The organism is Pseudonocardia sp. (assembly GCF_025965585.1).
In the GTDB taxonomy this organism is placed as follows: domain Bacteria; phylum Actinomycetota; class Actinomycetes; order Mycobacteriales; family Pseudonocardiaceae; genus Pseudonocardia.
This window is the reverse complement of the sequence record NZ_JAOPWR010000372.1, coordinates 22,275-34,880: the sequence shown is the minus strand read 5'-3', so window position 1 is coordinate 34,880 and position 12,606 is coordinate 22,275. Positions and strand designations below refer to the sequence as shown.

At 70.5% G+C, this 12,606-nt stretch carries 10 protein-coding genes; 1 reads left to right on the top strand and 9 read right to left on the bottom strand.

The window, feature by feature from the left end; genetic code table 11:
* Positions 1 to 228 (top strand): LuxR C-terminal-related transcriptional regulator (locus JWR81_RS22910; protein ID WP_297656768.1); only part of this gene is annotated, 228 nt, incomplete at its 5' end.
* Positions 229 to 309: 81 nt separating this feature from the next.
* On the opposite strand, the gene JWR81_RS22905 is transcribed toward JWR81_RS22910, so the two are convergent.
* From JWR81_RS22905 to JWR81_RS22865, 9 genes are all read right to left on the bottom strand, one after another.
* Positions 310 to 1,773 carry an aldehyde dehydrogenase gene (locus tag JWR81_RS22905; protein ID WP_297656765.1) on the bottom strand — a complete coding sequence of 488 codons (1,464 nt, stop codon included), beginning with the start codon at positions 1,771 to 1,773 and terminating at the stop codon, positions 310 to 312.
* Positions 1,774 to 1,905: 132 nt separating this feature from the next.
* The gene (locus JWR81_RS22900) at positions 1,906 to 2,121 is read right to left on the bottom strand and encodes a hypothetical protein (protein WP_297656762.1); all 216 of its coding nucleotides are present in this window, start codon (positions 2,119 to 2,121) and stop codon (positions 1,906 to 1,908) included.
* Positions 2,122 to 2,126: 5 nt separating this feature from the next.
* A complete protein-coding gene (locus JWR81_RS22895; RefSeq protein ID WP_297656759.1) occupies positions 2,127 to 3,431 on the bottom strand; it encodes a peptidylprolyl isomerase in 1,305 nt (434 codons plus the stop codon).
* Positions 3,431 to 5,749 carry an MMPL family transporter gene (locus JWR81_RS22890; protein ID WP_297656756.1) on the bottom strand — a complete coding sequence of 773 codons (2,319 nt, stop codon included), beginning with the start codon at positions 5,747 to 5,749 and terminating at the stop codon, positions 3,431 to 3,433. The genes JWR81_RS22895 and JWR81_RS22890 overlap by 1 nt, the downstream gene beginning before the upstream one ends.
* Before the next feature lie 83 nt (positions 5,750 to 5,832).
* Positions 5,833 to 7,140 (bottom strand): MlaD family protein, encoded by a 1,308-nt coding sequence (locus JWR81_RS22885; protein ID WP_297656753.1) that lies wholly within the window; start codon positions 7,138 to 7,140, stop codon positions 5,833 to 5,835.
* A gap of 9 nt (positions 7,141 to 7,149) precedes the next feature.
* Positions 7,150 to 8,520 carry an MlaD family protein gene (locus JWR81_RS22880; protein ID WP_297656749.1) on the bottom strand — a complete coding sequence of 457 codons (1,371 nt, stop codon included), beginning with the start codon at positions 8,518 to 8,520 and terminating at the stop codon, positions 7,150 to 7,152.
* A 1-nt stretch (position 8,521) separates the two neighbouring features.
* Complete coding sequence (locus JWR81_RS22875; protein ID WP_297656745.1) at positions 8,522 to 9,940, bottom strand: MlaD family protein; 1,419 nt, start codon at positions 9,938 to 9,940, stop codon at positions 8,522 to 8,524.
* Positions 9,937 to 11,226 (bottom strand): MlaD family protein, encoded by a 1,290-nt coding sequence (locus tag JWR81_RS22870; protein WP_297656742.1) that lies wholly within the window; start codon positions 11,224 to 11,226, stop codon positions 9,937 to 9,939. Before JWR81_RS22870 ends, JWR81_RS22875 begins: the two co-directional genes overlap by 4 nt.
* Complete coding sequence (locus tag JWR81_RS22865) at positions 11,223 to 12,542, bottom strand: MlaD family protein (protein ID WP_297656739.1); 1,320 nt, start codon at positions 12,540 to 12,542, stop codon at positions 11,223 to 11,225. Before JWR81_RS22865 ends, JWR81_RS22870 begins: the two co-directional genes overlap by 4 nt.
* Positions 12,543 to 12,606 lie beyond the last annotated feature (64 nt).

The window sequence follows — 12,606 nt, the reverse complement described above, 5'->3', positions numbered from 1 at the left end:
CTCCTAACGTTCGCCTCCCGGCCGCCGCGTGCCGCGTGCCTGGACCAGCTGACCGTGCGCGAGCGGGAGGTGCTCGAATGCATGGCTGAGGGTGACACGAACGCCCGGATCGCCCGACGGCTCTTCGTGGCGGAGGCCACGGTCAAAGCGCACGTCAAGCACATCCTGCGCAAGCTGGGAGCCGCCAACCGCGCGGCGGCGGTGTCGCGCTACCTGCGCCGCGACTGACTGTCCGACAGACAGACAAGACAGTATGAGCCATGGGACGGCGTCCTCGACGCGCCCGCCGTCACCGGCGGGCGCGCGCTGTCAGGCCGACGTGCGCCGGGAAACGTCGAGGTACACGGTCTTGAGGACCTGGAACGCACCCAGTGCCTCGGGTCCGAGCTCCCGGCCCATCCCACTGGCCTTGATCCCGCCGAACGGCACCGAGGGATCGTTGACGTAGGCGTTGACGCCGATCGTCCCCGTCCGCACGCGCCTGGCGACGGCGGCGCCGCGGTCCGGGTCCGCCGTCCACACGGAACCACCCAGGCCGTAGTCGCTGTCGTTCGCGATTGCGACCGCCTCGTCCTCGTCGCGGTAGGGGATCACCGACAGCACCGGTCCGAAGATCTCCTCCTGGGCGATCGTGTGGTTGTTGTCGACGTCGGCGAACACCGTGGGCTGCACGAACCATCCCTTGTCACGATCCGGGCGCCCACCCCCTGTCGTCAGCCGCGCGCCCTCGCCCTTGCCCTTGGCGATGTAGGACTCGACCCGGTCGCGCTGACGGGCCGACACGAGCGGGCCCATCTGCGTTGCCGGGTCCAGCGAGTCGCCGATGACCAACGACGACGCCAACCCGGTCACGGTGTCCACGATCTCCTGGTAGCGGCTCTGCGGAGCCAGCACCCTGGTGCCCAACCAGCAGATCTGGCCGTTGTTGAGCAGGGTGGAGGCGAAGAAGCTCTCGATCGTGCTGGAGAGGTCCGCGTCGTCGAGCACGATGGCCGCGGACTTGCCGCCCAGTTCGAGCGTCACCGGTCGGAGCAACCGCCCGCACGTCTCCGCGATGGCCCGGCCCGCCGCCGTCGAGCCGGTGAACGACACCTTGTCGACGCCGGGATGCGCCACCAGGTAGGCACCCAGCTCGCGCCCACCGGGCACGATGTTGAGCACACCCTCGGGCAGGCCCGCCTCGATCGCGGCCTCGGCCATCAGGAAGGCGTCCAGCACCGTCTCGGGCGCCGGCTTGAGGACGACGCTGCAGCCCGCCGCCAGAGCCGGTGCGATCTTGAGGAACGTGATGCCCTGGGGGACGTTCCACGGCACGATCGCGCCGACGACACCGATGGGCTCCTTGATGACGAGCGAAGCCCCTCCGAGCATGCCGGGGCGTTCCTCCTCCCCCGGCGTCGTCGCCACGAGGCCGCCGTAGTAGCGGAGCAGCGCCGGGGGGAAGAACGCCTCGAACTGCCCCGCCACGGCCAGCGGCATGCCGTTCTGCATGCTCACCCGGCGCGCGGTCTCGCCGCCTCGGGCCTCGAGTGCCACGGCGAAGCGCTCCAGGACCTCGGCCCGTTCCTGCGGGCTGCGCCGCGACCAGCCGTCGGGCGCGTCGAAGGCCCTGCGGGCGGCGTCGACGGCCCGGTCGATGTCGGCGTCGGTGCCTTCGGGTACGGATCCCAGCACCTCCTCCGTGCTGGCCGACACGGCCGTGATCGTGGCTGACGAGCTGGGGCTGGTCCAGCCACCGCCGATGTAAAGGTGCGGGTAGTCGATCGTGCTCATGCTTTGTCCCTTCGGATGCGGATGGGGTCGAACGGTGCGATGGCGCGGCACGAGTGGCCGACGGTATTCACGGACGTGGGGATCGACGTCCTCCGTGGGGAGGCACCCCGTTACCCTTCCGGGCATTCCTGGTCAGCTCGCGATGACCGCCACTGCGGCAGCGATCGCGTAGAGCGCACCGAACACGACGCACGCCGTGCCGCCCCGATGCATCGTCTTCGCCCTGCGCAGCCGCTCCGCGTGCGTCATCCACACCGGCGGCACGACCGTCGCGTGGGAGCGACCCCACAACCCGAGCAGCACGAGCGACAGGGCGATGCCGACGTGGACCAGTACGGCTACGACCACGACGCTCAGTGCGGAGCGGACGAGGGCACGAGCGCCGAGGGCGTGGAAGGGATCCCGTCGGGGTCGGCGGGGGCGTAGTCGGGGGCGTACCTGACATCGGCGTCCGCCAGCTCGCCACCAAGGAAGCTGCGCCAGGCGGCGCCCCTGCGCTCCATGAGCAACTGGTTGCGGAGCGGCTCGTGCACAGCGCTGGCGACGGCGGGGGTGGAGGGCAGAACCGCGGTGACCATGCCGACGTTCCAGCCGTACTGGGTCTGGACCGGACCGAACACCGCACCTTGGGCGGCAGCGAATGCCGCGTCAGCGTAGGGCTTCTCCAGCTGATCTGCGGAGAGGGTGCCGATCGCTCCGCCCTTGTCCTTGCTCGATGCGTCCTGGCTGCTGGCCTTGGCGACGTCCGCGAACGCCGTTCCGCTCTTGAGCTGGGCGACGACCTGGTCGGCGGTCGCCTGGTCGGCTACCACGATGTTGTTGAGCTGGCGGCGCTGCGGTGTCGCCAACGAGTCCTTGCGTTCGGTGAAGGCCTTGTCGACATCGGCGTCGGTCACTGCGGGGACATTCGCGGTGACGGCGTCGAACAGTTCGGAGGCCGCCATCTGCCGCTTGACCTCGCTGAGCACGTCGGTCTCAGAAGTTCCCACGTTGCCGAGTGCGGTCACGAAGTTCGTACGCGCGGCGTCACCAGACCCGAAGTACTGGTCGATGTAGCGGTCGAGGAAGTCCTGCGCCGCGCGATCGGCGATCGCGATGTTCTTGTTCGCGGCCGCACGGTCGATCACCATGCCGATCGCGGACGCTTTCGCGAAGTCACGCCGGAACGTGTCGAGCCCCGCCGGGTCGGTGGGCTTCTGCATCCCGTACAGAGCGGTCAGCGTCTGCATCTGGTGATCGAGATCGGTCACAGTGACATCCTGGCCCTCAGCACGGAAGGCCACCCCGACCGGCAGCCGCGAGGTCAGCCACCAGGTGAAGCCACCTCCTCCCGCGGCGAGGACCACGACCAGCACGAGCGCGAGCACGATCCGGCCGCGCCGCGTGGAGGGCGGGCGCACCGCACGCAGCCGGGAGGCGATTCGGGCAACGAGCCTCGGCGCACCATCCACATCGGACACCGGATCTGCGGCCGGCTTCGGTTCCACCGCGGCCTCGGCATTGATGCCGGCCTCCGGGACGTCCTCGGACGCGGCGGCCTCGGGCGCAGCGTCCTCCGATACGGCGTCCTCCGATACGGCGTCCTCCGGCGCACCCGACTTCGGGTCGGTCCCGGTCTGGGTCTCGGTTGCGGTTTCGTGCGTCTTCGTCGACGACATCAGTCAGCTCCCACCACGGACAGTTCGTTTCGAGACGGTCGCTGAGCTCCGGGATCTGCAGGCACTGGTGGTCGGAACGACCGCAGCACCCACAGCACCACCAGCGAGCTCAGCATGGACAGGACGACGGCGACGGCGAGCTGGAGTCCGAACTGGCGGACCACCTGCAGACCGGACGCCAGCAGCACCGCATAGCCCAGGACCGAAGTCCCGGTGACCAGCGGCACGGCGATGCGCAGGGGGCTGCGGCCCCGGCGGGCGGCCTCGGCCAGCACGACCGCGAACTCGCAGCCCACGGCGGCCGTGAGGGAGCCGAGCGCAACGGTGATCGGAGTGAGCTCCGTGCCGCTCAGCCAGATGAGGAACAGGCCGGTACCCGTGGCGAGGACCGCCGAGCCCACGGCCAGAACCGCGTCGGTCCGCCGCCGCAGGCCGACAGCCAGCACGGTTCCGGCCACGACGATCCCCAGGATGTTGGCGAGGACGCGGTCGGCGGAGACGAGCTCGCTGCCGCGCACGGCGACCATCGGCAGTCCGGTCAGCTCCATGTCGTATCCGGCCGGCGGTGGCGGCAACGTGGCCCGCAGGTCATCTCGGGCGGCAGCGAGCTGGTCGAGGTCCTCGAGCCGCACCCCGAAGCTGAGGATGGCCGTCGACCGGTCGTCGGACAGCACCGCGCCGGTGAGGTACCGCGGGAGCAGCTGCAGCGCGGCGAGGATCTGCCCCGAGGTCGGGTTCGGGCCGAGGAACGGCAACAGAGCCGGCGGCGAGACCACCGGTCGCATGGCGTCGCCGTGCCGGCTCACTACTGTCTCCTGGACCTTCCGGAGCCACGCGAAGGCCGCCGGCGACATGGTGTCCGGTCCGCGGAGAACCACATCGACCTCGCCCGAGGAGCCGATGACGTCCTCGACGTGCTGGGCGTCGTCGAGAACGGAGAGCCCGCCAGCGAACTGGTCGACGTCGGTGCGCAGCGGGATCGACGGCAGCGCGGCCCACCCGACGCCGGCCACCGCGACGAGGACGGCGAGGCTGCCGAGAGCACACGCTCGCCGGCCTCGGCCACCACCGCTCGGACCGCTCCCGGACTCGCGGACGGCGGTCGCCGGAGCGGGACGGGCACCGGCGAGGAGCGGTGCGGTGAGGCCGACCAACGCAGAGACGAGGACACCGCACGCGAGAGTGACGCCGAGGTCACGGACCAGCGGCAGTGGTGAGAGCACCAGCGTGCCGAAGCTCAACGCCGTGGCGAGCGCGACTGTCAGCACCGTCCGACGAGGAGCGCCGAGCAGGAGGTAGGTCGGGTAGTAGCAGCCCACGCCGAGCACGACCGAGAGGAAGGCAACCACCCCCAGCGACACGGGCCTCCCGATCCAGCCGTAACCCGCGAGCGTGATCGCGATCGCTGTAACGGTGGTCGCCACAGGGATCAACCGGTCACGGCGGCGGGCCCAGCGCACGAGCAGGAAGCACGCGCTCACCGCGATCAGGGCGAGACCGCCCAGCAGCGGAGCGCTCCGCGCGGTCTGGTCCGAGAGCGCAGCCACGACCGCCGGAACCCCGGAGACGGTCGTCGTCCCTCCCAGGTCCGCCCTGCCGACCGCATCGGTGACACCGGAGACGAGCGCGGAGGCAGCGGCGGCATCGAGACCCTCGCGCGGACGGACGAGGATGGCAACGGCGTTGTCGGACGGGACGACAAACCGCCACTGCGGACGCGGCGTGCCGGCCCCGCCGAAGACCACGGTGTTCACGAACGACGGATTCTTCAGCGTCGGCAGGCCGGCCGGAAGACCTTGTGCGAGCAGGGGCGCGTAGCGGTCGTCGAAGGCCGCCGCGGCGGCGTCCGCGGCCGCGGTGGCCGCCGCCGCGGAGTCGCCCGCGGCAAGTGCCTTGCGTTCGGCCACCACCCGGTCGGCGTCACGCGTGCCGCTCAGCTCCGCCAACAGATCCTGGGTCCGCCCGGCGATCTGGTTCAGCAAGGTGCCGGGCCCGTAGACCGTCGCCACGTCGGGCAGCTTCGCGAGCGTGCCCTCCAGCTGGACCAGACGGTCCAGGCGGTCGCCCTGGAGCAGCTCCCGCGGCTGGGGAGACTCAAGCAGCACCACCACCGGATCGCCACCGAACCCCCGCGCGAGCTCGTCGAACTGCTGCGCCGCCACGTCGTCGGACGGCAGGAACGAGTCGAGCCCGGTCTCGGTGCGGAGCCTGGTGAGACCACCGACGATCACGGCCAGGGCCGCGAGGAGGAGAACCGCCGCCAGAGCCCGCCGAAGGTCGTACCGCAGCCAGCGCAGCGCCGCTCCCGGAGCGGCCACGAGCCGACCCGGCAGTGCGCGAGCCCACCGGCGCGGGTCACGGAGGCGCATCGCGGTGGCGACGGATTTCCGACAGCCGGACGTCACCGCGGCGGCCCGTCCCGCTGGACCCGCGGGTACGGGGCCGTGTTGATGGTGCCCGGGTGCACCGCGTCGTCCGGAGTGGGGATCGGATTCTGCCTGGCCCGCAGTGGCAGGGTGTTGGTGTTCACGGGGATCCCCTTGAACGTCTGTTCGCTGAAGAGCGGCATGATCTTGTAGACGTGACCGCGGGCGTCGCCTCCTGCCAGCGCGGCCATGAAGTTCTGGAACACCGACACGACGTCCGGCGCGTAGGGCTGCAGGTAGGTCAGCGCCGGGTTCACGTCGCGGAGGATCCCGGACGCGGGCGGGATGAAGCCGTTCAGGTCGTCGGTGAGCGTCGGCACCCGGTTGAGCGTGGCGGGTGCCCGGTCCAGGGTCCCGTTCAGCGATGGCAGTGTCGCGCGGAGGTCGGCCGCGGTCGCCGGCAATTCGGTGAGGGCTGCCGACAGGTCGGGTGCCGCGGCCTGCAGGTTGGATGCTACGGGTGCGAGTGATGCCGACAGGATCTGGAGCTTGCCGCTTGCGGTACGCGCGCTCTGCAGCACCGGCGGTAGCGCCCGCATCACCGAGCGCACGTCATCGGCTCCATCGGCCGTGGCCTTGGTGACAGTGTCGGTATCCTCCACGAGTTGGGCGATCTGGCCCTGCTGGGTGTTCAGCGCAGCCAGGACCTTCGCCGTGGAGCCGGTGAGCTGTTTCAGGTCGTCGGACTGGGCGGCCAGGGCGTCGAGGGCGTCCCGCCCGTTGCGGCCGAGCTCACCAAGGCCTTCCACCGCGCCAGAGATGGCGTCCTTGCTGTCCGCGGTGCTGAGTCCCGCAGCTCGGATCGAGCGCCCGAGGGAGTCGCGGGTGGGCGCGTCGAGCGATGTCAGGACGTCGTTCACCTGAGTCGGCGGGCGGGCCGATCCCTCGGGCAGCGTGGTGCCCGCGGGGACCGCGGGTCCGCTTCCGTCGATGATCTCGAGGTAGGTCTCCTCGATCAGGCTCTTGGCCCTCACCTGGATGACCGCACCCCCGTGGATCGGCGCCTCAGCCGGGTCGAGGTCCATCGCCACGTGGGCGTGGTCGCCCTCCTCCTGGATGTCCGCCACCTTGCCGACCGGCACGCCGGCGATCATCACATCGCCGAAGTAGACGAGGTTGGCCACGCGCGGGACGTCGACGTAGACGCGGTAGGCAGCAGGCGTATAGCCGGGGACCTTCCCGCCGGAGTTCACCCAGAGGAAGGTGAAGATGCTGGCGCAGAGAGCCGCGAACACGACGACCACGAGCAGCCGCACGGTCTGCGGTTTGACGAGTGCTGGCACGGAACTCACCTATCTCGGGGCGATGATCGGGGACGGGACCTGGTTGATCGCGTTGCCGACGAGCGGCACCGGGACGGGCTTGTCCGCGGTACCGAGCGGCCCGGTCACCGGCCCACCGGCCAGGCCCTGCACATTCGCCGGCGGGGGCAGCAGGGTCTGCGGGTTGAAGGTGAGGATTCCGCGCAGGATCCCGCCGTTGCCGTCACGCATGCTGACCATGTCGCGGGTGTTGACGAAGAAGGCGCCGATGTCGGGCAGGTAGTCGAGCATCGTGCCCGTGAACGGCTCCAGTCGTGCCGTCGTCTGCGCCAGCGCCGGCAGGGCGCGGTTCAGGTCGTCCACGTAGGGACGGAGGTCGGCGACGACCGGGCCGGCCTTCTGCACGACGGGCTCCGCGACGTCGATCGTCGCGTCGAGCTGGTGCGCGGTGCCCTCGACGCGGGACAGGGCCTCCGGCAGGGCCTGCGACGCGGACTGCACATCGCGCAGGGTCGGGTCGAGCTGGTCGGCGAGCCCCTGCACCTGGGTCATCGCATCACGGAGCTGAGCCGTCAGCTCGGGCAGCTGCCCGAGCGCCGAGTCGAGGGGCTGATTGTTCTGCGCGAGTGCTCCCAGTGTCGTCTGGAGTGAACCGGCAAGTTGGGTCAGCCGTGAGTCGTTGCTGCCGACGGCCGACGAGATCTGGCCCAGTGCCGTCACGAGCTTGCGCAGGGTGTCGCGACGCTGGTCGAGCTGGGCGACCACCGGTTGGAGCTTCTGGGTGACCGCGGCGGTCGCATCCAGCCCGCCCGGCAGCGCCTGCGGGGCACTGGCCAGGGCGATGTCCGACTCGGCGAGGAGATCGGTGAGTCCCTGGCGTGCGGTCCCGTCGAGGTGGCCCAGCACTTCGTCGATCTGCACTGGTCGGACCGTGTTGGTCACCGGCAGCGACCCTCCGGACGGGACCGGCTTGCCGGGAGGGCCCCCGGGAGCGATCTCGACATACATCTCGTTGAGCGGACTCTTCGGCCTCAGGACCAGGCGCGCGTTGTCGTAGATCGTGGTGCCCGGGTTCATGTCGAGTGCGAGCCGCGCCTTGCCGTCGGGCCCGATCGTGGCGTCGCTGATCTGCCCGACGATGACGCCCGCGATCCGGACCTCCTGGCCGTTTCCGGGTGAGACGCCCGGCGCGGCCTCGAACGCGGCATTGACGATGTAGCGGTCGGCCCACGGCGGGGTGAACCGCTGGTTGCCCAGGATGATCCCGCCGCTGATCATGGCCAGCGCGAGCAGGACGAGGACGATGACGACGTTGCGTCCCAGGCCAGGCTCGCTCCGGATGTGCTGCAGAGTGACGCGGAACTTCGTCCGCACGCGGTTCGTGACGCTTCCGGTGGTCATATCAGTTGCCTCCCACCAGGCCCAGCGGACCCGTGCCCGGCGGCTGACTGGTGACGTCGTTGAAGGGCGGGACCGGCGACTTGGGAGGATCGGTGAACGTGCTTCCCGAGAGGCGCTTGACCATCTGGTCGAGGCTCAGCGGGAGCCCACTGGCCGTGCCGCTGCCGAGGCCGGGCTGGAATCCGATCGTCCCGCCGTTCTGGTCCTCGTAAGCCGACGCGCGGCCGAGGTCGACGAGGGAGTACACGGCGTCCCAGTAGAGCGGCCGGTCCGACGATGTCGAGTCGTAGGGACCTGTGCCCTTGTACGGGGTCTGCAGCAGGGTGTTGATCGGCCCGTTGAGCCGGTCGAGCACCGGGCCGCGCACGTTCGCGAGCGCGGTGGTCGCCGTCGATGAGGCCGGGACGAGCTGCTCGACGAGTGGCCGGGCATCGGTCAGCAGTACGCGCGTATCACGGACGAGTGGGACGGCGTGCGCGAGCACCGGGTTCAGCGTGTCGAGGGTGCTTGTGAGCTGCGTGGCAACCGGACGGATGTCCGATGCGGTGTCGCGCAGCGTGTTCAGCGTGCCGCTGAGCCGGGCGAGGCCGATCCGGGTGCTGTCGAGCGTGGCCGGCAGCGCGTCGATCGCGGTGCCGATGTCCTGGCTCCGGTCGCCCAGCACAGTGCTGGTCGTGGCCATGTCGTTCGCGATCGCGTCGAGCTGACCCGTGTTCTCCGTCAGCACCTTCGCCGTCTTCTCCAGGCCCGTCACGACGTTCGTGAGGTCACCGGGGTTCGATCCCATCGCGGCGTTCAGGACAGTGGCGGCCGGCCCCAGCGCGGCCGGGGCGGTCCGGGTCAGCCTGCGGAGCGCCGCAGACCCGTCATCGCCCAGGGTGTCGTCGAGATTGCCGACCGAGTCCTGCAGGCCCTTCAGCGAGTCGGGCTGCAGAGCCTGCACGACCTGGCCCAGCTCGACCGGCCCGTGGGCCCGCTCGATCGGGATCTCGGTCCCGGCGAAGCGTCCGGGGTCACCGCCCGGCTGGAGGTCGACGAAGTAGATGCCGCCCAGCAGCGTCGTGGCGCGGACGGTGGCCGTTGGCGCCGAACCGAGGGTGTCGACGGCATTCGCGTCGACCTTGAGCGTCACCAGGGCGCTCCCGTCGGCGGCCCGCTCGACATCGCTGACCTTCCCGACGGGGACGTACGCCGTCTTCACCACGCTGATGAACTTGCGCAGCTTGTAGTCCGCAGCGAAATGGACGGTGATCGTCTCGCCACCCCGAAGGAAGGTCCCGATGCGGTCCTTGTTGAACAACGTGAGGAACAGCGCGAGGACCGCCAGCACGAAGATCACACCGAGCGTGACCGCCGACAACCGGCGTCGACGGCGGTCACCTCGCCAGGTGCTCGGCTTCCACATCGTGCGGGCGCTCATCGCCGCCCTCCGATCAGGGAGTTGGAGTGGTGGTCGAACGTGCCACCGGGCGGCGGGTGGGCATCCCTGTGAACGGTCGGGTCCTGGACGGGAAGGTTGTTGAGCACGCTCTCCGGCTTGAGGATCGGGTAGATCATCAGACCGTGGCCGATCTTGTCGCTGTACTTGAGCGCGTCGGAGAAGTAGGTGAAGAACAGCGATATGTCGTTCGCGTACGGAGCCGTGTACTGGAGCGTCGGGGCGGCCTGCGCGAACGTCGTCCCGAGCTGCCGGACCAGCGGAGCGAGGTCGCCGACGGTCGGGGTCAGGTCCTGTACCGCGGTGTCCGCGCTCCCCGCGACGCCGGGCAGCTTGTCGAGCGGTGTGACGCTCTCCCGCAGTACGCCGCGCACGTCGGGTGTCGCATCGCCGAGCGCGATCGCGCCCGGGAGCAAGGTCGTGACCGCAGCATCGGTGGACGCCAGCGGCCCGTTCAGCGAGGTCAGAGCAGCCCTGACGTCGCGCAGCGTGTCCGGTGCCGCCTTCAATGAGTCGGCGGCGGGTGCGCCGTCGTCGGTGTTGACCGCGGCCAGGGTCGGGTCGAGCTGGGTGACCAGTGCGCCGATGTCGTGCTGGCGGTCGGCAAAGGAACGGGCCAGCCGGTTGGCCGCGGTCAGCATGTCGGAGAGCCCTGCCCCGTTGTCGGACGACAGGGCGTCAGAGATGGTACCGAGATCCGGCAATACCGCCGGCAGAGCGCGGAGCCCGTCGCCGAGGTCGCTGCCGCGCCCGGCCAGACCGCCGCCGACGTTGCGCACGGTCGAGCCGACAGCATTGCGCGTCGGCTGGTCGAACACGTCGAGCAGGGTGTCGAGCTCCTGCGACGGCTTGGTCCTGGTGATGGTGGCGCCCGGGGCCAGCAAGCCGGCCGCAGGCGTGCCCGGGTCGAGCGATACGAACTTCTGCCCGAGGGCGGACCGCGCACCCACCGCCGCGGTCGCGTCGGTGTAGACGGGGCGCACCTTGTCGAGGTCGAGGGTGACGACGGGACCGCCGTCGGCGAGGGCGATGTCGGAGACGAACCCGGCACGCACGTCGGCGATCCGGACGTCGTCGCCCTTGCGCAGCGCGCCGACGTCCGAGAACGCGACCTTGATCATTGCCCGGTGGACCCCGGGCAAGTAGCCAGGCAGGCCGTTCGACGCCGTGACGGCGAAGGCGACGATGCCCACGAGGAAGACGACCACGCCGCCGCCGATGAGCGTCGAGCGCCGCCTGCGCCATGCGTTCTTGGTCTGAGCGCTCATTGGTTGCCTCCGACGAGGAACCCGAGGGCTCCGCTCTCCTGCTGCTTGGTCAGGCCCGTCGCTCCCCCGTCGCCGGACGGCGCGGTGGGGGTGAGCAGGCCGCTCGGGTTGCCCGTCATCGGCGGGGCGGCCGGCGCTCCACCCGGCTCGGTCGTGAGCGGGGGCGGGGTCCCACCGACTCCGGCGTTCCCGCCTTCACCCGGGATGAGGCTCGTCGCCGTCATCGGGGTGACGTCGGCGAAGGCCCGGAAGTAGTGGGTGAGGCCGTCCTTGGCGTTGGTCGTCAGTGCCCAGCGTTTGAGGAACTCCATGACGTTCGTGCGGTTGTCGGTGAGGTCCCGCACGATCGGCTCGAGTCCGGTGGCCGAGCCGATGGTGTCCGGGCCCTGCTGCCGGAGGCTGGTCGCCACTGGCCGGGCGTTGTCGAGCAGCTGCTGAGCCTCCTGGAGCACCGGCTGGGCAGACGCGAGGGCGGGGTCGGCCGAGTCGGCGAAGGCGATCAGCTCGCGGCTGATGTCGGAGAGGTTGTCGGTGGTCGGCCGCAGCGCGTCGAGGGCCGGCCTCGCGTCGCGAGCTGTGCTAGCGAGCTGGCCGAGCGTCGTCCGCGCGCTGGTGAACGTGTCCGGCAGCTGCTGGACCGTCGCCCGCAGGTCCTGCTGATTGGCTGCGGCTGTGGTGAGCAGCCCGTTCGCCGAGCCGACGAGACGGTCGAGGGCCTTGCCGTCCTGCGATGCCAGCGACGACGCCACCGGCTGCAGCGAGTCGACCAGGCTGTTGAGCGTGTCGTTCTGCTGAGCGAGGATCGAGGCGAGCTGGTCGGTGTGGTTCATGGCGGGCTCGAGCGCCTTGACCGCGTCGTTCACGTTCTGGCCGTTCCCGTTCATCCCGTCGCCCAGCACACCGACCATCGCTGCGAGCGCTTGACCGGTGGGGTCGTCCACGACGTCGAGGACCTGGTCGAGGTCCGTGGCCTGGCCGGTCCGCGAGATCGGGATCTCGTCGCCGGTCGCCATCAGCGGAGCTCCAGGCGTTCCGCGGTTCAGGTCGACGAAACGCTCCCCGAGCAACGTGACAGGCCGGATCGTCGCCCGCGCGTCGGTGTGCAGCGGCAGCACATCGCGGTCGAGGTCCATGGTGACCTCGGCGGTGCCGTCGACCACCCGCATACCGGAGATCTCACCGACCTTGACGCCGGACACCCTGACGTCGTTCCCGTTCAGGAGCGGGCTGGCGTCGGTGAAGCGGGCGAGCACAGTGATGTCGCCGCTCTGCCCCCCGTCCGGGCTCGACGCGCCGGCGGTCGCAACGACGGCCACCGCCGCCAGCGCCGTCGCAGCCAACCGACTGCGGGTGAACCGCGCCTGCCGCGGGGCTCCCCCC